General features: G+C 38.7%; 20 protein-coding genes, 1 tRNA gene and 1 pseudogene. All 22 read right to left on the reverse strand.

Annotation, left to right across the window (positions count from 1 at the left end):
- Positions 1 to 33: 33 nt before the first annotated feature.
- Positions 34 to 399, reverse strand: coding sequence for a hypothetical protein (locus AA980_RS19360; RefSeq protein WP_024029360.1), 366 nt, complete (start codon positions 397 to 399; stop codon positions 34 to 36).
- A 120-nt stretch (positions 400 to 519) separates the two neighbouring features.
- On the reverse strand, positions 520 to 684 hold the full coding sequence (locus tag AA980_RS19365; RefSeq protein WP_235815166.1) for a YolD-like family protein: 165 nt from the start codon (positions 682 to 684) through the stop codon (positions 520 to 522).
- Positions 685 to 975: 291 nt separating this feature from the next.
- Positions 976 to 1,212, reverse strand: a complete 237-nt coding sequence (locus tag AA980_RS19370) for a hypothetical protein (RefSeq protein ID WP_152681185.1) — start codon at positions 1,210 to 1,212, stop codon at positions 976 to 978.
- A gap of 84 nt (positions 1,213 to 1,296) precedes the next feature.
- Positions 1,297 to 1,869, reverse strand: a complete 573-nt coding sequence (locus AA980_RS19375; protein ID WP_024029357.1) for a hypothetical protein — start codon at positions 1,867 to 1,869, stop codon at positions 1,297 to 1,299.
- 545 nt (positions 1,870 to 2,414) lie between these two features.
- The gene (locus AA980_RS19380; RefSeq protein ID WP_024029235.1) at positions 2,415 to 2,717 is read right to left on the reverse strand and encodes a hypothetical protein; all 303 of its coding nucleotides are present in this window, start codon (positions 2,715 to 2,717) and stop codon (positions 2,415 to 2,417) included.
- Positions 2,718 to 2,949: 232 nt separating this feature from the next.
- On the reverse strand, positions 2,950 to 3,210 hold the full coding sequence (locus AA980_RS27325; protein ID WP_024029234.1) for a helix-turn-helix domain-containing protein: 261 nt from the start codon (positions 3,208 to 3,210) through the stop codon (positions 2,950 to 2,952).
- Between the two features lie 130 nt (positions 3,211 to 3,340).
- Positions 3,341 to 5,656: a hypothetical protein gene (locus AA980_RS19390; RefSeq protein WP_024029233.1), complete on the reverse strand. Its 2,316-nt coding sequence runs from the start codon at positions 5,654 to 5,656 to the stop codon at positions 3,341 to 3,343.
- 66 nt (positions 5,657 to 5,722) lie between these two features.
- Positions 5,723 to 6,085 (reverse strand): hypothetical protein, encoded by a 363-nt coding sequence (locus tag AA980_RS19395; protein ID WP_024029232.1) that lies wholly within the window; start codon positions 6,083 to 6,085, stop codon positions 5,723 to 5,725.
- Positions 6,086 to 6,301 (reverse strand): helix-turn-helix domain-containing protein, encoded by a 216-nt coding sequence (locus AA980_RS19400; RefSeq protein ID WP_024029231.1) that lies wholly within the window; start codon positions 6,299 to 6,301, stop codon positions 6,086 to 6,088. It lies immediately after the preceding gene.
- Positions 6,302 to 7,067: 766 nt separating this feature from the next.
- A complete protein-coding gene (locus AA980_RS19405) occupies positions 7,068 to 8,036 on the reverse strand; it encodes a tyrosine-type recombinase/integrase (protein WP_024029230.1) in 969 nt (322 codons plus the stop codon).
- A gap of 106 nt (positions 8,037 to 8,142) precedes the next feature.
- Positions 8,143 to 8,219, reverse strand: a tRNA-Arg gene (locus AA980_RS19410).
- Between the two features lie 105 nt (positions 8,220 to 8,324).
- Positions 8,325 to 8,843, reverse strand: a complete 519-nt coding sequence (locus AA980_RS19415) for a metallophosphoesterase family protein (RefSeq protein WP_024029229.1) — start codon at positions 8,841 to 8,843, stop codon at positions 8,325 to 8,327.
- Complete coding sequence (locus AA980_RS19420; protein WP_024029228.1) at positions 8,840 to 9,451, reverse strand: XTP/dITP diphosphatase; 612 nt, start codon at positions 9,449 to 9,451, stop codon at positions 8,840 to 8,842. Before AA980_RS19420 ends, AA980_RS19415 begins: the two co-directional genes overlap by 4 nt.
- Before the next feature lie 12 nt (positions 9,452 to 9,463).
- Entirely contained in the window at positions 9,464 to 10,219 is a 756-nt protein-coding gene (gene rph, locus AA980_RS19425) for a ribonuclease PH (RefSeq protein WP_024029227.1), read from the reverse strand.
- Between the two features lie 132 nt (positions 10,220 to 10,351).
- Complete coding sequence (locus AA980_RS19430) at positions 10,352 to 11,404, reverse strand: GerMN domain-containing protein (RefSeq protein WP_024029226.1); 1,053 nt, start codon at positions 11,402 to 11,404, stop codon at positions 10,352 to 10,354.
- Positions 11,405 to 11,598: 194 nt separating this feature from the next.
- Positions 11,599 to 12,393, reverse strand: coding sequence for a glutamate racemase (gene racE / locus AA980_RS19435; protein WP_024029225.1), 795 nt, complete (start codon positions 12,391 to 12,393; stop codon positions 11,599 to 11,601).
- A 14-nt stretch (positions 12,394 to 12,407) separates the two neighbouring features.
- A complete protein-coding gene (locus AA980_RS19440) occupies positions 12,408 to 12,857 on the reverse strand; it encodes a MarR family winged helix-turn-helix transcriptional regulator (protein ID WP_024029224.1) in 450 nt (149 codons plus the stop codon).
- A gap of 161 nt (positions 12,858 to 13,018) precedes the next feature.
- Positions 13,019 to 14,764 carry a PAS domain-containing sensor histidine kinase gene (locus AA980_RS19445; RefSeq protein WP_024029223.1) on the reverse strand — a complete coding sequence of 582 codons (1,746 nt, stop codon included), beginning with the start codon at positions 14,762 to 14,764 and terminating at the stop codon, positions 13,019 to 13,021.
- Between the two features lie 423 nt (positions 14,765 to 15,187).
- Positions 15,188 to 15,412 carry a spore germination transcription factor GerE gene (gerE, locus tag AA980_RS19450; RefSeq protein WP_007087335.1) on the reverse strand — a complete coding sequence of 75 codons (225 nt, stop codon included), beginning with the start codon at positions 15,410 to 15,412 and terminating at the stop codon, positions 15,188 to 15,190.
- 137 nt (positions 15,413 to 15,549) lie between these two features.
- Positions 15,550 to 16,014, reverse strand: coding sequence for an acyl-CoA thioesterase (locus tag AA980_RS19455; protein ID WP_024029222.1), 465 nt, complete (start codon positions 16,012 to 16,014; stop codon positions 15,550 to 15,552).
- 133 nt (positions 16,015 to 16,147) lie between these two features.
- Entirely contained in the window at positions 16,148 to 16,273 is a 126-nt protein-coding gene (locus tag AA980_RS28300; RefSeq protein ID WP_407937473.1) for an LPXTG cell wall anchor domain-containing protein, read from the reverse strand.
- 162 nt (positions 16,274 to 16,435) lie between these two features.
- Positions 16,436 to 19,222 (reverse strand): annotated as a pseudogene (pulA, locus tag AA980_RS28305) (type I pullulanase); the annotation flags it as partial.
- Between the last annotated feature and the right edge of the window lie 342 nt (positions 19,223 to 19,564).

Raw genomic sequence — 19,564 nt, forward strand, 5'->3', positions numbered from 1 at the left:
CAGGAGAAATCAATGGGTATAAAAAAGACGCCATTAAATAGCGCCCAACTGGTCCCCTTCATCTAGGTCCCAACGTTTCTTCATATCTTCAAAAAATTTAAATTTGGGATTCTCTATCGGTAATCCATCCAAAAACCAATCGAATATCAAGTCAATATTTGGTGCATTGTCAAAAACATCGTCCCAAAACCACTCATCATCAAAGCCCTCTAAATTCCTCCTCATAAAATCAGAGATGTTATGAAGAACTTTCTCATATTCCATGCTTTCATCTCCGGGAATAATCCCTTTCTGGAATTCAATTAAATACTGAGCCAAGATTCCTTCGTATCCTTGCTTTTTTTGTTGAAAAGTTAAAGTGTCGAGAAAAGCCAATACCTCATATTTTCTAACTTCCATCGCTATCCCTCCAGCATATTTTTTCATCAGTTATTTCCATATTTACCTTAATTAATCACGAGAGATTGGATAACTTAAAAGCGTCATCAACTGGCGCTCTTAGAGTGATACCTTTTATTATTAATCGACAACAGTTACGCCGACGATTTTATCGAATGCCAGCCGCTCAAATTCACCCGGCTTAACTTCCACACACAACTGCTTCGTTAACGGGTCGACGTAATGTACATTACCCGTTATTTGCTCCGTAAAGCCGTCATCCCAGACGGATAGATTTACCGCCAAATGATACTCCAATGCATAAGCAATGCGCAGGTCGTCAATCAACGGCTTTGCCAACCGCTGCTGACCTTAAACATCTCGCGTGTCAGGGCAAATCCTTCCGGCATAAATGATGCTGGCTGCCATTTAATTTTTCCGCGGTCGCGTATTTTCATCTCGGTCATCTCCTCGATATTATTATACGCAAACTGACGTTCTTGATGATAACGAAAAAATTTAGCTGTTTACTAAAAATAAAAAACGCCCTTTACTGGGCGTCTGCTAATCCTGTTATATATGGAAGACGATGCAGTTTTACAGACCGGGCGCATTCTTAAAATGAAGGTGGATCTCCTGTTGAACGGCTTTTTTCATTTCCATTTCCGTGTAGAACTGGTTTTTCCCTACTAAATCCAGTAAAAATACGTCATCCTCCGTTTGTATTTGAAAGCGGTCGTTGGTTTTAGCAAACCATGAAACCAAAAAATCAAAAGCAGATAGCATTCCGTAGACTTGATACGTATCTTCGAATGGTCGGATTCGATTAATCATAATTTTCATATTCCTAGTTTTCCCATTTTCCTAAAAATAAAATCACTGCCGTAATCCTCAGCTCATAGAAAAAGCTAACAGATTCTATTTTCCCTGTGCTATTTCTTCCTTTTTAACAAGGTACATTTTGAACATAATTTTGAGGTTTTCATCAGATTTAAGAATTTCTTTTGTTTTTTCGATCCCGTGATATTTTCGGAGGTGGTCAACAAATTTAGAATAATTTGTCCACTCACGACACAATGGGCAAGGGGCAATATTACCAATTTTAAAAGCATTAAGGTTGGATCTAGCTTTCTTTTCTTTTTTTATTATTTCTGAAGGCTCTTCAATTGCGTTAGCCGTTTTATTTTCCTTTTGCCCAGAACCATCAATTTGTTTTTGCTTTAATGATGTTTCGGTTTCATCATGCGGTTGCTGTACACATTCATTTGATACGGTGCCTCCATTTTTTTGTTCTTCAATTATTTCCTCAGAGGCTGACTGTCGAAGTTGCTCCATATAAAAAGTGAGAGCCTCAGTAATAGTTAAACCCAATCCTTCTACATAATTTTTGAACCAAGTGTGAAGGTCAGGGTCTAGCCTAAATTCAATGCGGGCATCCTTCCGCTTAAGTTTTTTCTTCCTTTTAGCAAACTCCTCCAAATCAATTTTCATTTTCTGGCTGCCTTCCTTTCCGGCAATATGTAAGGGATAATCACCGTATATTAGTTATACTTAATGTTCCACATGTATGTGTGAATTATTCAGAGGGGCTTTATACTGCACCATGTACGGCTTGATATATGTACACTACATTGGTATATAAACCGTTACCTTATCCGTACAGTATGTAAGTGTAATTTGTCATACTAGACGCACACACACTTGTACGTTAGTATCCCCGTAATACAATACCACCAAATGTGTGTATGTGCTTATGTATTTTCGGTAGTTAAGAATTTCGTTACTCTTGTCCATATGGTAATAGAGGGCAATATGCCGTACGAAGCGTTATACTTGCTTACCATGCACATATGTATGGATTTAATAGGGTACATAAATACCAACATATGTGTAGTTGTTCTGTGTGTACATTATACTCCATCGTATGTGTGAAAATCATTTAGGGTCTCCGTTGCCATCCTATTTGCAGTTCAGCCGTGTGGACATGTCGATTTTCACAAAAAAACCATCGTAAGTAAAACGATGGCTTTTTTGTATTAAAATTGATTTTGGAATTTATCATCGTCTGCCAATTTTTCGATATCTTTTTTGTACATCCATTTTTTTAATTCGTAGCCGGTAACTTTGTGCCGGGATGGATCCATGCTTGGTAAACGACCTTGTTTTTTTAGCCCCTTATTAAACCACTCGCGAACTACCTTAGGTGATTTATGGAATAGTTCAGCAATAGTCTTTGGAGTGTATATTGTTTTGTCATCAATGGTAAAATAATAACTTGGGATGACAAGTCCCTTCAATTTTAATTCGTTTAACTTTTGATTAAAAATTTCAAAGTTCATTTTAGCCCTCTTTAATTATTTATATATTCGTAACACCTGTTTATCACAAAAGACCACAAATACCACAAACACACTTTTGACAATAAACACAACTAGTCACAAAACAAAAATAGCGCTTTCCCACACATAACTTGTTGGGTTTATTGTGAAAATTGTGTTTGTAGTGTTCGCCTATTTTTTGGCAACGAAAAACCTGCACAGCAATTATTGCCGTGCAGGTTTTTTATTTAAATCAAACGGGTAATTTTTTTTTATCTTTTTGGAAAAGAAATCTCTTTAATTCAATCCCAATAATTGTGTAATGTGCAAAACCTTTTGCGGGTAGTTTTCCGCTCCTTATCCATCTTCTAACTGTTTCTTCGTGCACTCCGACAATCCCACTGATTTCATTAGGGGTTAATAGCTGCTGGTCATCAATAGTATGATAATATTCAGGTAACTCTCCCATTGTCCCGATTGATTTTGCTTTTTTTACATATTCATCGTATGTCATTTTCATTTCCCCTGACTGTTTTTTTAACGATAATAATAGTATTACGCAGCAAAATATAAAAATATGAGGTAAACCATGAATTAAATCAGGCTTACCCCCAATTAAAATGTCCAAAATCTCTGGCGCTGTATTAAGAAGCAACCTCAGCTTTAATTAAGGCAATTTCTTCCCTAAGCTCTTTTAGCTTGTTTTGCCTTTCATCTGTTGTCACTTTCAGCTTTTTGGCGGAATTACGCAGATATTGAGCGTATTCCTTTTCCAATATATCTAATCGCTGTTTCTTTTTTTCTTGGTCATCGTTTTGACTTGATTTTGTTGCCATTACCTTATCAATAATTTGTTTATTGATATTTTTAATATCATTTTTAACAAATGTTTTTTCAGGTGCCTGCTCGAAAGCGGATGTCGTATCATTACTGAGTTCATAAGGGTTGCTCAAATACATATCGTTTTCAAACGAATCATAACCCTTGGCTTTTTCCCAAATTTCAAGATCGTCAAGATCCCATGGAAAATTAAGAACTTCATCTAAGCATGAAATATAATCGCGAATAGTAATGTCGTCACTATAATAAACATCACCAATATTCCCGGATGTTTTCTCAACATCATGACGCATTTGAATTTGAGCTGCTCTTTTTTTGGCAGCGTTTAATCTAGCAGAACGGAGACCCGTTTTATCAAACAGGTTGTTTAAGGTATGACGTGATGATTTAAATTGGAATGACTCCCACATTTCTTTGCTTAAAAATTTGAAAATGTCTTTGTCTTTTTTTATCCAGCTTATCGGATGATTCAATTTCATTTCCGGGTTTGACAAAGTACGAAAACCCCTAAATAAATACCCTACCCCACGTGTTTTTTGACGTGTGTAAATTTCACCTATCAAGTAATCATTTATTAAATTTACCAAATTAGGAACAACCAAAGTTCCGTAATCGTGGGATCTTGAATAAGTTCCTTTACTGATTTCAGCCGGAACCCTTAAGATACCATAACCGTCGGAATTAATTTTTTTGACAAAACCATTTTCGTCTAATTCAAAATGTTCGATACGAAGACCGTCTATCTCCATAGGTCTAATTGCGCAAAAACTACCGATCATCCACATAAGAGCGTTTCTTTGATACATTTTGCTCGGATGTCTTCTTTTACCTGTTGCTCTAATGGCAAAATAAACTTGAAGAATTTCTTTTCTTACCAAGAACGCCTTTCCGCGCTTTTTTTCTTTTGGCGTTTTTGGTTCTCTGCTCAATAAAACAGTTGTTGCTTCAAAAAGATTTTTACGGGTTAAATAATATTTTAAACGATATTCTTGATCCAGATGGATTTCCCACATAGGAAACTTCGATTCCCATTCTGACAATAGAAAAAACAAAAATGGTTTAATATAACTTGCAACATTCCATTCGCTTATGGGGTTGTATCCTTCCAACATCTTTTCAATATCGTCTTTAGTAATACCGAACAAATCAACCTTAGCTGCTTTGCGTTCTAATCCCGCAATTTCATCTTCGGTCATGTCGGTAAAAAACCTATCAACTGATTCGTCCTGTGAAGGAAAAATCGAATAATTTTCCTCCCCTTCTATTTTTTTTGCAGCAATCATTTTAATCAAGTATTTGGATAATTCTTCTTTGATTCTTTTACGATCTTTCTCTCTTTTACCCACTACTCGATCGTAATATGTTTTCGATTCCCAGAGAAAACCATTACCTTTTTGACGTTTCTTTAAATATAAATTGATTAGTTGCTGTTGTGCTGCGCTCAACAAAGTAAAATTGTCCAATTTTTTTTGTTTTTCTCTGCCTTCCATAAAATTGTTTTCTTTAATTTGAGCAATTTGAAGCCTTGCTATTTCAATATCCCATCTGTTCGAACCTATTAAATGCTCAGGTTGAGTTAATTTCCCCTGGCGATAATATAGATAAGGAACATTCTCGCCTACTTCAATAAACTCATGAAGTCTTTTGATGCTGCAATATTTAGTATTTTTGTAAGCATCTTTATGAAAGAAGTAGATGGTCCGTTTTGCCTTATGAGCAAAACCTTTGTCTGCAATGTATTCGTCCCAAATACCACTTTCAATTTCCTCTAATATTTCTTTCAGGCTGTAACCTAAATATTGACCCAAATGAACATCATCAATCAGTTCATTGTTGTTTCGCAAGGCGGACATTCTGCGATCATTTTCCTCGAAAAACATGCGATAAGAATCGATGCTTGTTTCTGGGAACAAAAATTGTGGTTTCCGACTTACACCAGGAACGACATAATCCTCGTTTAAAGTGTAGTAACAGTAATTTTTTAAAAATCCCCCAAGAAAAAACGGATCAAATTTTGTACTGCTAACACCTATCAAACGACCGAATTCTCTTTTTGTATAAAGCTTGCAACCGATTTTTGCTTCTAATTCTTGAACGGTTAGCGCAACTTTTACTATCATTAAAAAATCACCTACAATCTAATTTTGTTGTGTTTGTTGTATATGTCGCATTGCAATTATACAAGATTATTTATTCTCTTCATAGTGGTTAACTAAATTTCTAACTCTTTCGAATAATGTATCAACGTCATTTCCGTGGCGTTTGGATAATTTAGTGAATTTTCTTTTAATATCGCTCCATTCCTTTTTAGGGTTATAAATTTTGACCCCATTGATATTAGAATCAATATTTAAAGGAATGGAAATTAATGTTGCTAGATTTCCATTTTCTCCGCAAATATCACACGACCAATCTGTTGTGACCGCTGACATTTCTGTCTTGTTATCGCAGCTAGGGCAAGGAAAAGCGATGACCATTTTTTTTGAATCATAATAATAGTCAATTTTTCTCGCTTTAAAAAACGCGATTGCCTGCAATTTTTTCCCCATTTACATTGCCTTTTTTCTTGATCGTTCCATGAAAGCCTTAAATTCTGAACCTAAAATTACATACTTTCCGCCAAAGCTATAACAATCTAATTTCCCTGACCTGCACCAGCGCCGCACACTTTCTATGTGAAATCCCAACATTTCGGAAATTTCCTCCGGCGTCAACACAGCATCATCATCTACTTCAAAAATTTTATGAATATCATAACGTTTCAACAATTTTCCTCCTAAAACGTAGTGTTTTTTGTGCCTTATTCCAATTATGTCCAATTGTATTTTTTAATATACATTTGGTATTTTTATGGATTTTTTTGTATACATAATTAAATATAAAATCAGCTGATAGGTGAATAAAATGATTTTGTAAAACAAAAAAAACGAGCCTTATAGCTCGTAGTAAGTTATATATTAATTATGTATTTAGTTTAGTTCGTTTTTTATTAATAATAGAACGGCTTCCGAAATAGTCAAACCTAATGAATCACAATGCTTTTTAAAATTCTGATATACATCGGTCGGAACCCGAGAAGTAACAGTTTCACTTTTTTTTGATTTGTTTTTAGCATAATTGGCTAGATAACTCATTTAATACCTCCGGAATTGCAAATTGTATTCATTATTATTACTAAAAAAAACAATTGTATACCTTTTTCGGTTCAGAATTTTGACAAAATTACCTAGGATGATTTAACTGTTTATCATAGGACAATCCCGCCTCTTCATATAGTGTGATGAAGTGGTCAGCTTGGCAAAACAGCTTGAATTTATTTATCACCCCAACTCGAATGAAAATAACGAGGATAAAATCAGAGAGTTACAGCTTAAAATTATTTAGTTCCTTGTCAAAAAAGCGATTGAAAAAGCCTCCGGCAGGCATTAATTAAAATAATAAGCTATGAAACAGGACGCTATCTGGCGTCCTGTTTCCGTTTTTATTTTTAAATTTATTATTTATTTTTTATGTTTAAATTTATTTTTCTTATTAAAGGTATTTTCTTAAACTGTCGACGACTTCATCCTTGGACAAATGCAGGTAACGCGTTGTGACCGCCAAATCTGAATGTCCCAGCGCTTTTGATATTAACGCAACATCTGCCCCCTTGTGAAGCAAATTCTTCGCAAAACCACGTCGCAGGGCGTGAGGATTAATATTCTTCAAACTGTAATCACGGGAATATTTGCACAGTCTTTTCGTGATGTTATTATTCGTTGGACTATTTGTTATCATGCTGCCGTTTATAGTTATGAATAGTAAATCATTATTTATCTTGGAATCCGAACGGATCAGGTCATTTTGCTTCATGAGTGCCGCCAGGATTCGCGCCAGAACATCATCAAAAGGTAGATAGATTGCTTCATGGTTTTTTATGATTCCGCCATCAATTCGAAGCAGTTTCGATTCCAAATCAACGTGCTTTTGTTCCAATTGGGATAAAGTCCCTATCCTGACTCCTGTCTGGTACATTAACAGGACCGCTGCAGCGTCCCGTAGTTCGACGAACTTCGTCAAATCCAATAAAGATAACAGAAGATTTATTTCGCGGTCTGTTGCCCCTTCCTTGACTGGCTGATCGACTTTAATCTTTATGTCAGCCCAAAAATTAGTCGTGATCCAGCCATTTTTAAAACAACGGGACAAAAATGCTTTTAAACACTTCAGACGGATTAACTTCGTTGAATTGCTGACGTCCATCGATGAAAGCCATCTGTAAATGTGGTCAGTCGTCAATTCTTCGATGACAGTTGCTCCTGTAATCTTCGCAAAGTGTTCGACATGCAGCTGATAGTCGCTGATGGTTCTTTTACGCATTCCAGCCGCATTCATCTGACGTAGGATTGCAGCCAGAGCTTTTTCAATCGGATAGCCATCCGTATTCTTTTGGGATGGCGGATTGCTGAACAGATTCGACAGATCGGTTTGAACATGTAATGATGCTTTTTTCTTGGACATAAAAAATAGCCTCCTAATTCGTCGGTAGACCGATCATTGACCGATTCATCCGTTTGAACTAAAAGGCTTTGCAACGCGGTTTACACCGCTTTTTTGGTATGTAGTATGGCGTCCCAGGAGAGATTCGAACTCCCGACCGTACGCTTAGAAGGCGTATGCTCTATCCGGCTGAGCTACTGGGACATGTTTAAGTATCAGCGACAAGATTTATTATATTACCCTAGCAATTTAAAGTCAACAGGTTTTTTCAATTTTTTTAAAGAAGAAAAGGGGAAGAGTTTTCCCCTATCACTTTGGTAATACAAATTCCCGCGCCAGTTCACTTATTTCCCGGCCATTCGCTTCAAATACGGATAGAATTATTTTTTCTTCAAGCAAATCGAGAATCACATATGTTTTTTCCAAACGCCCGCGCGGCAGACGGATGCTGCCTGGATTTAAGAATAAGATGCCGTCAATTACTTCCGCTCCGAGTACATGCGAGTGTCCAAAACAGACGATATCTGCCTTAACTTCCTTGGCCTTATAGTTTAAATTCATCAACGAAGATTTTACAGAATACCGATGCCCATGGGTAACTAGGAACTTACGCCCCGCAACCTCAGAGGTTGTCTCCAATGGATATCCTCCACCGAAGTCACAATTCCCCAAGACCGTCAGATATTCAGAAATAGCTTTATCGTCCGGTGACAGCTCTGAATCACCGCAATGAATCATTAATTCTACTTCCCCTTTATGCCGTTCCTTTAGGACCTCTAACTCCTTCGTCAATCCATGACTATCGCTGACGACTAACACCTTGCTCATGACTGTCCGGCTCTCTTTAAAATTGAATCAAGCACCACATCCAATTTTTTTAGCGCATTGGCACGGTGGCTGATTTTATTTTTTTCATCTGAAGATAGTTCAGCCATTGCCGAACCTTGTTCTGGCACATAAAAGACTGGATCATAGCCAAATCCATTTGAGCCTCTCCGTTCTTCAAGAATCCGGCCTTCACAGGTGCCTGACACCGTTATCGTTTCCTGCCCCGGAACTGCAACTGCTAATGCACAATAGAATCGCGCTGTTCTCTCCACCTCTGGAACGTCTTTTAATTCGGACAGGACTTTATCAGTGTTGTTTTGATCGTTTTTCGGCTCGCCCGCATAACGTGCTGAGTAGATTCCCGGTCTGCCTTCGAGGGCATCGACCATCAAACCGGAATCGTCGCCAATCACCATTTTATTAAGGGCTTTGGAGACAGCCTCCGCTTTCAAAATAGCATTTTCCTCGAAGGTTGAACCCGTTTCTTCCACATCAGGGATTTCCGGAAAATCAAGTAATGTCCGGACCACGATTCCCCTGCTCGCAAAAATATGCTCAAATTCCCTAGCTTTTCCTGGATTCTTGGTAGCAATAATAACTTCGTTCATTGTAATCCCCTCTTATTTCTTTCTTCTGCTATCAATTTTTTTTGTTATTTCCTCACCAAGGGCTGCTTTTTGCTGTTCAAATAATTCCACGATTCCTTCTTGAGCCGCATGTAACAGGCCTTGAAGCTGATCATAGGAAAACGTTGCTTCTTCACCTGTCCCCTGTAATTCAACAAATTCGCCATTCCCAGTCATGACCACATTCATGTCGACCTGAGCCTTGGAATCTTCGGCATAGTTTAAGTCTAAAACCGTTTCGTTATTTTGTAAAATCCCGACACTGGTTGCGGCTAAATAATCGGTTATTGGAAACTTTGAAAATGACTTTTTCGCAGCATATGAATTCAACGCGAGTGCCATTGCAACAAATGCACCGGTAATAGAAGCCGTTCGCGTTCCGCCATCGGCTTGAATGACATCACAATCAATCCAAACTGTTTTTTCACCAAGTACTTCAAGATCGACAATTGCTCTTAAGGCGCGGCCAATTAAGCGCTGGATTTCCATTGTCCTTCCTGAGACCTTCCCTTTTGAGGATTCACGAATGTTTCTCGTTTCTGTTGCTCTCGGGAGCATCGAGTACTCAGCGGTGATCCATCCTTTGCCTTCCCCCCTCATAAAATGCGGAACTCTATCTTCTATACTGGCAGTGCAAATCACCTTCGTATTTCCTACCGAAATAAGGACAGAGCCTTCAGGGTGCATTAAATAATTGCTATCAATATGTATCGGCCGCAGCTGCAACTGCTCTCTTCCATCAACACGCACAAAACTTCCTCCCTTATTTACCTTTTTTGAAATTTGGTATTAACCTCACAACAGATAATACCAAATAAAGAAGAGGCGGCATTCGGGCCAACCTCTTTCATGGTCACTATATAGTATAACAAAAATTATTTTTTAAAAACTACCTGTGTTGACTTTTTCGGGACGAGTTACTGGTTCGGACAGTTTTTTACCTTTATCATTTTTGATATCTGCTTTACCATCAACTTGAACGGCGACTTTTTCCACCCCATTTTGCTCAGTCAATGATAGTACAAGGGCATCCAATAAGGATTGGGAAATTTCTTTATCCTCGATGCCTCCAAAGATATTCTTATTGAAGTTCAAGGTAACAGTGCCATCCGCATATTTCGGAGCCTCTAATAGCTTCACGTCAGACATAAATTCCGACACTAGCGGTGATTTTCCGCTCGGTCCTTTGATTAATTGATTAACGACCGCCACATAGTTATCCTTTTCCTTATTGCTTACACGGCGTGTAACCGGAACAAAGTAATAGGAGTTCTCTTCGCCGCCAACATAATAAACAGTCAAAGGTTTTGTATTGGTAATATCAACAACATCGGCTGTATCCAAATTGATTCCGGAGGCCCTTGAGAGATGTTCGCTGATAGGGGTTCCGTTGACCGGCATTTCAGTCAGTTCATGCCCATTCATTTTAAGCTTGACTGAATTAATATTATTAAATTGTGTCAGCGTCCATGTGACCGATTGCAGGATTTTCATCTCATCTTCAGGCTGATAATTCTTAAATTCCTTCGAGAAGTCAACGGTGGCGACACCATCTTTACTTATATCAACAGTAGGCACTGTGTCCTCAGGCAGGACGGCTCGAAAATGATTCGGGAGCAAGTTAGTGATCGCGCCGTTGGCAACTAAATATTCAAGTGCCTGTTTGGCGACTGAAGTGGTTTTCGGCAGATTTAATGTTTGCGGTACAACATATCCATTTTTATCAATCAAATAAAGTTCTGTTTTTACCGTGTTTTCAACCTGACCTTTTTCTTTTGCAGCCGTTTCCTTACTAGCATTTTTATCTCCGATGGCAACGGTTTTTGGCGGATCAATTTTCTTCTTTGTTTCACCGCCAAACAAGCCGCATCCAGAAAGCATCACTGTTGAAGAAAGCACAGTCACACCTAGAATCTTCGCTTTATTTTTCGACACATAAATTCCCTCCCAAGACAGTTTGTACTATCATGTATACGAGCCCGGCGAAAAAATAGACCGCCTTCTGAAAGAAATTTTTATGGACTCTCTTCTTTGGGGGAGTGGCAACCTTTTTGTAACCGTCACGGCCAATTTTCCCCGTCTAACGGGCACAATAAAAATCCCCTATCATATTGATAAGGGGGGTCACGTCAAAGTTTAATTTTTTTCACATTATTAATCGGTATCCCGAGCCATTGTGAAGCGATTTTTGAAAATATTCTTCTCGAACCGGTCGTGTAAAATTCATGCTCCGGCTCTTCATCATCCGTGTCGAGCAGCCCGTTATATTGAAGGATGGCACTTATCTCATGGGCCGTCTCATCGCCAGAACTTATAACGCTAACTCTTTCACCCATTACCTTATTTATAAGAGGCTCGAGTAATGGATAATGTGTACAGCCTAAAATGAGCGTATCTAAATTTTGGTTCTGCAGCGGCTTTAAGGCTTCCTCAACAATTCTTTCAGCAATCGGACCCTCAAATTCGCTGCTCTCTACAAGAGGAACAAACTTTGGACAAGCTTGACTGGTGACAAAAAGCCGGCTATTTAGCGATTTCAGTGCCTTTTCATAGGCGCCGCTTTTGACCGTTCCTTCCGTGCCAATAATGCCGACCCGATAGTTTTTCGTTTGCTTAATCGCCGCACGCGCCCCTGGATTAATAACACCAAGGACAGGTATTTTCAGTTCCTTGCGAATTTCATCAAGAGCTGCCGCCGTTGCCGTATTGCAGGCAATAACCAGCATCTTAATATTTTTTTCTAATAAAAAAGTAGTTAGTTCCCAGGTGAACCGTTTAACTTCCCTCGAAGTCCTAGGGCCATATGGACAACGCGCAGTATCTCCCAAATAGATAATTTTCTCGTTTGGCAGCTGCCGCATCACCTCTTTGGCAACAGTTAGTCCACCCACACCGGAATCTATTACACCAATTGGTTGTTTCAAACTTCTCGCCTCATTTAACGCATTTCCTGATGCAGTTTCATCATGCTGCTTTGAAGAACTTGAATTTCTTCCACAGAGAAATTTACTAATACTTCCTGCAAATACACTTGCCGCTTCTTGATTACTTCATCAATAATTCTATTGCCCTCTTCAAGTAAATGAATCCGCACCACACGACGGTCGCTCGGATCCTTTACCCGCTCAACGAGGACATTTTTCTCCATCCGGTCAACGAGGTCAGTGGTTGTACTGCAGGCCAAATACATTTTATTAGAAAGCTCTCCAATTGTCATATCGCCATCCTCAAACAGCCATTGTAAGGCAACAAATTGTGGAGGAGTAATCTTATAATTGCTTAACAATTCTCTTCCTTTTTGCTTGATAATTCCTGAAATATAGCGCAAATCCTTTTCAATATTTGCGACAATTTCCCCATTCACTTGTTGTGAATTTTCCCGTTTCATTTAAAATACACTCCTAATTTATGCTGCTCCCTAAGACAAGAAAAAACAAAGCACTTTTCCGATTTAAATATCGTATAGCTTGTACTTATTTTCTACTTTTTCCGTTAAAATTTCAAGTACAACTTGTTGAAAGACAGCATGCAAAAAGGCTTGCGATTTTGTTAACTTATCGGCAAAATAACCTCTATCATCGTTCCATTCCCATCGCTCCAAAAATGGAACTTTCCATTATGATTTTCAATAATTTTTTTTGAAATCATGATTCCTAAACCAGTCCCGCTCTCTTTTGTTGTGAAGAAAGGCTCGCCAATCCGATTTAAAATTTGCTTGGGGACTCCATTTCCAGTGTCTTTAATATAAATCTTAACTTTATCAAGTCCATATTCTTTTATCTCAATCGTAATGATCCCACCCTTATTCATCGCCTCGATGGCGTTCTTTAAGAGATTAATAAATACTTGCTTTAATTGGTTTTTATCACATCTAATCGTTAAATCATCACAATAATTTACAATTTCCACCTGAATATTATTCAAAATTGCTTGTGTATCAATTAGCGTCTTCACATTATCAATTAACGCTTTTAGATTTTCTTTCTCAAATTTAATATCCTGTGGTTTGGCAAGCAACAATAACTCACTGAGGATGATTTCAATTCTCTCCATTTCTGAATGGATAATCGTGAAGTATGTTTTATTATCCATTTGAGCTTCCATTAACTGCAGAAACCCTTTAATCGCGGTAAGTGGATTTCGGACTTCGTGTGCGATACCTGCTGCCAGCTGTCCAGCAATCGTTAACTTTTCTGAGTTAAGTAATAGCTGCTGTGTTTTTTTCCTTTCCGTTATATCCCGAAAAATGATATGCCGGGCAGGCTTATTTTCATAAATGGTGGGTATGCCTTTTACTTCCGCTTCAATAAAAGTACCATCCAAACGGATAAGTTTGAATTCAAAAAAATCCATAGAAGCTTCATTAATAAATTCGGCCCGTTTTCTTGCAGTTTTCTGTAAATCAGGATGAATGAGATCTAAGAGATTCTTTTGTAATATGTCATCTTTATTTGAAGCACCTAATAATTTCCTTCCCGTTTCGTTAATAAATAGTATTTCACACCCTCTGGCAATAATCACCGCGTCAGGTGAATTTTCTACTAAATTTCGATAAGTGTCTTCACGTTTTTCGGCCTCTTCTTCGGCTCTTTTTCGTTCCGAGATATCCCTAATGACGCTCACCACTTCTACAATAAAACGAGTATCAGGATCAACAATTGGTTTACAAAGTATTTCCACCCAAATAAATCTTCCGTCCTTTTTATTAATCCGATACGTACCGCTCCCATTTTCTTGGTTGATGAGCACACCTTTGAAATCCGTATATGCCCGGTCCCGATCATCGACATGCAGTAATGATAAGCTATTGCGGTTTACCAATTCTTCACGCGTATAGCCAAGGATATGTTCGCATGCCGGCGAGACATAAAGAAGTTCCCCTTGCAAATTCGTGCTGACAATTAAATCAAAGACATTTTCTGTCAATGAACGATGGATTTCCTCCATTTTCCTTACTTCTTCTTTTTTCCTTTTTAATTGGGTAATATCCTTAGCTACACCATAGACCCCGACAATTTGGTCATCCACGCTAATTGGAATATTTGTTAAATTAATATCAAGGATTTGCCCGATTTTGTTTGTCATCCTGCAATCGAAATTATGAAATTGACCTAATACTGCTTTGTGAAAATGGTGAAATACTTTATCCAAGTTCTCAACAGGAATAAGCGACTGAAGTTTCATGCTAACAGCCTCTTCAGCTGAAAAGCCTGTTAATTTCTCATATGCTGGATTAACTTGGACAAAATAACCCTCTAAATCTATGGCAAAAATTGCATCTTGGTTATTGGTCAACAATGTATGGCACCTGTTTACATTTTTCTCAAGATAATTGTTTAAAAGGAGCTTCTTTTCATGTTTACTTACTTTAATAGAACTGTTCATCTCTCTTTACTCAGTTCCTTCCCCTTTAAATTTTTTCCAAATAATATGTAAAAAAGCCAAGATAGGACAACGTCCCATCCTGGCTTAAGTCTAGCTCGACTGAATTGTCCAGCCCAATTTCGCCCTATGCTGCTTTTAAAAAAAACAGTATGATGGCACTTTTATCGAAAGTATGTATTATTTTCTTTTATCCCCATTTTATATTATCGGATTTTTTTAGAATAGTCAAATATTTACAAGATTTTTAGATTTACCAACTTAATAATATGAATTATTCCAAAATAGATTTTCTAATCAAAATAACCGGCCTCCAATAATGGATGCCGGCCATGTCTAAAGTTCTAGCTCTCCCATTCGAAGGAGCTCTACAACTGCTTGTGAACGCCCCTTGACACCAAGCTTTTGCATGGCGTTTGAAATATGATTCCGAACCGTTTTTTCGCTTATAAATAATTCACCAGCGATTTCCTTCGTTGTTTTGTCTTGTACTAACAGTTCGAATACTTCTCTTTCTCGTTTGGTGAGTAATGGCTTGTGATTATAATCATTCTCCTTCAAGTAATGTAACCCTCCTTGCCTTCGCCAGTAATGAATCGTGGGGTGGGTATATATTTAGTCACCATATCTTATGTGAAGGGTACAAATGAAGTGACTATATTTGCTATAAGGAGAACGTTTTTGTAAAAAAAATCTGATTATATTCCAACTTTTTTGCTGCTGACAAGTAAATTTTTCATTTTCTCTGTCCACTCAAACCCTCTGCCCGTCCTTTTCGAAATTTGCACCATCGTTCCTATGCCAACAAACCCGGCAGAGCCATCTTCTTTTTTCGCTAGATAGTGAATGTCAACCGACGAATTCCCAACAGATTGTGCCTTCACATAAATGGTTAGCTTCTCATCGAAAAAGATTTGCTGTAAAAAGTCACATTGAAGATCGGCAACCACAGGAATCGTTTCACTTTCCGGCCGAGTCCATGCTTGCATTAACCCGATGGCTTGAAAAAATTCAATCCTGGCCGCTTCGAAATAAACGAACGGAACCGTATTATTCATGTGTCCAAACATATCCGTCTCGGAAAAACGAACCGTTATTGGGATATTAAATACAAACTCCTGCTCCCAGTGATGGAAATCCTCGATGTACGTTGCTTTTGCCATTCTGACAAACCCCTTCGTAATTATGAATGATTGTTCATTTTATTTCTTACCTTATATTATTTACATAAAAATAAGAATTTTACAATATTTAATAAATGAAAGGGTTCCTGAAATGATACAGGAACCCTTCAAATCATGAATATGTTTTTCTTTTTCTAAATAAAAGGATGCTTGCACCAACTAATAGGAGGATTCCTCCTGCTAGGAGATAGTTATAGATTGTGGTAGCCGTAGAAGGCAGTCCATGATTTGAATCCACTGGTGGCGTCTTGTCAGGTTGATCCGGATTTGTGTTTCCGTTACCTGTTCCAGGCTGACTGCCATTGTTTTCACCTGGATTGTTAGTTCCTGGATCTGTTCCCGGTTGTCCGCCATTGTTATCACCTGGATTAGCGCCACCGTTCTCCTTTTCACCAAGCGTTAAAACATAGGTGCTTAGAGCCGGAATGGTAATTTTGTCGCCATTTATCACTTCGATAGCCTCGGTACCTGCTTTGACACCATTAACAATCAGCTTCCAACTGCCCATTTCCGGTAAGGTAATCTCTACAGGATTGCGATTAGCATTGTAGGCAACTGCGATTTTTTCCGCTGAATCGCCATTTGCATTTCCGTCAAGATAGAAGGCGACAGAGTTTGCCTTCGTATCGATAAATTTCAAATGGTTTTTAATATCCGTTGCCGTTGTCAACCGGAATGCCGGGTGAGCCTTGCGGACCTCCACTAAGCCCTTAAAATATTCCACTTCGGCAGCAAATTGACTGCGCCGTGTCCAATCTAATTGGTTTACTGAATCCGGTGCGTTATAACTGTTTTCGTTGCCGCCTTTTGTTCTCAAAAATTCCTGGCCGGCATGGATAAATGATGTTCCTTGTGAAGTCAAGACAATCGATGACGCTAATTTATGCATTTGTTTTAACACATCATCACTATCATTTGGATTCGTCTTCTTCAATTTATCCCACAATGTTAAATTATCATGTGCTTCAACATAGGTGATGGTTTTACTAGGTTCATCAGCAAAGGTTTTAATCGTGTCGCTATATTCGATACCGCCGACAACACCCTTTTTAATTCGGTTCTCCATGCCTGTCTTTCCATTTACAAACCCTTTATCAAGCTCATCGAAAACACTGCCTTTTAAGCCATCGCGAATATCATCGTTAAAATGGGCAATGCCTTCCATCTTGGTCGCATTCTTTTGGTTTGCCTTAAGCTCAGGATCGAGCGGTGTATTTAAATCCCATCCTTCACCGAGAACGATAATCGACGGATCAATTTTATTTAGCGCAGAACGGACTTGTTTCATCGTTTCAATATCGTGAATTCCCATTAAGTCAAAACGGAAACCATCAATATGATATTCTTTCGCCCAATAAGTGACGGAATCGACAATGAATTTACGCATCATTTTATGCTCTGATGCTGTGTCATTACCGACACCCGTTCCATTTGCAAGTGTGCCGTCCTCGTTATAACGGAAATAATAACCTGGTACTAGCTTTTGAAAATTTGACTCTCCGGCATTGTACATATGATTGTAAACGACATCCATAATAACACGCAGATTATTATCGTGGAGCGCTTGAACCATGGTCTTCATTTCATTGATCCGTACGGTTGGTGTGTATGGATCTGTTGAATAGGAACCATCCGGCGCGTTATAGTTTTTTGGGTCGTATCCCCAGTTAAATTGCGGCTGATCCAGTTTGGTTTCATCGACAGTATTATAATCGTACATTGGTAAAATTTGAACATGGGTGATGCCTAAGTCTTTTAGATGACTCAGCCCTGTGTTGACACCGTTCGGCCCTTTAGTGCCAGCTTCTGCAACGCCAAGGAATTTTCCTTTATATTGATCGCTTACACCGCTGTCAACTGAAATCGTCAGGTCACGGATATGTGTTTCGTAAATAATAGCATCCACCGGATTTTTAAATGCCGGCTTTTTGCTGTTCCAATTTTGCGGATTGGTTGCCGCTGCATCCATTACCGCCCCTTTATCACCATTAACCGAAACGGCTTTTGCATATGGATCGACAGCTTCATTCCAAGCATCGCCAATTTTCACCTTATAGGTATAAAGTAAGCCCTTTTGATCACCGGATAATTCAGCAGTCCAGGTGCCTTTTTCAGAACGGGTCATCGGGATTTCTGTACCAGTTTCTGAATTCCATTTTTCATAGGTTACTATTTTTGCTGCGCTTGCCGTTGGCGCCCATAAACGGAAGTTTGTTTTTTCCTTAGAATAGTTATTTCCAAGGTCAGCTCCTGAATAATAGAATTGGTCTTCAAACGACTTGCTGCCAATTACTTTACCCATTTGAACGGTTGCCTCGCCAAAACCTTCTTTGCTTACCCTATAAACCTTAGTCAAGTCCAAGTCTTCTTTGGTTGTCAACTTCACCTTATTGGTTAATCCGTTCGTTAACTCCCCGATTGGTTCAACCTTCGCAATTTCAGCCCCGGTTAACTTAATGCCCCCATTTTCAGCATCACTCAAAGCAAACGGGAAATTGGTTTCAAATGTAATTTGATTTAGCTCATCAATCGCTGCCATGACAATCCGCGGGTTGCGGTCAACCTTAGCCGGATTATCAAATATCCGAGCTTGTCCTTGAGCAAGCCAAACCTCCGCCTTTCCATCGGCGGTAAATTTGGTGATAAATCTGTCACCATCTGTATCTTTGGCTGACCAGTCTTTTTTACGGACGATAAACCCTACTTTCGTAGCCCCATTTAAGTTAGAAAGCTTGAGCGTTCCTTGCTTTCCGTATGATGTTTCATTGGATAATGACAATGCTTGACCTTCGGATTTATCGGTCCATACCCAAATATCCCAATCATCATAATTAAGATCGTAACGATAATAGTTGAAGCTAACTTCTAAATCATCGTATTTTGGTATATCGCGGTACTCTCCGTCAGGCGGACTGGTGTATACTTTATCATCACCATTCTTTATCCAAACCTCATCAGTTCCGTACCAAATCTGATCAATTATCCGGTCGCCGCCATCCTTTTCCCAGGCATCGGTACGGACAATAAAACCAACACGATTAAAATCGCCATCAAGCTCTACATCTGCCACTTTGCCAAACTTGTCTTGACCGGTAAATGGATATACCTTGCCTTCCTTGCCATCTCCCCAAACCCAGAGATTCCAATCCTTTGTATCACCTGCTTTTGGCTGATAATGAATTTTTACCTTGGTTGTTACTTTTTGCTGTGCCACACGGACGTCCACTTTTCTCTCATCCAGCGCATGGAAAACAAAAACATATTTTCCAGAGTTCTCCGGTGTAAAGGTGAGGTTTTCCCCGTCCAGCCATTGGCCATCCATAACAAATTTGAATTCTACCTTTGCATCCTTCGTTAAGGCAATCGGCTCGCTTTCCCATACTTTTTCGGCAAAGTTATAGGTAAGCTTATCATTTGAGCTGTCCCACGAAAGCGGTGTTGATCCTCTTAATAAAACCTCTTTATATAGCTTATTTCGATCTAGTGGTGTATCACTGTATTGCAGTGAGCCTTCCACTTTATAGATCTT

The sequence above is a fragment of the Neobacillus vireti genome (genome assembly GCF_001026695.1).
In the GTDB taxonomy this organism is placed as follows: domain Bacteria; phylum Bacillota; class Bacilli; order Bacillales; family Cytobacillaceae; genus Neobacillus; species Neobacillus vireti.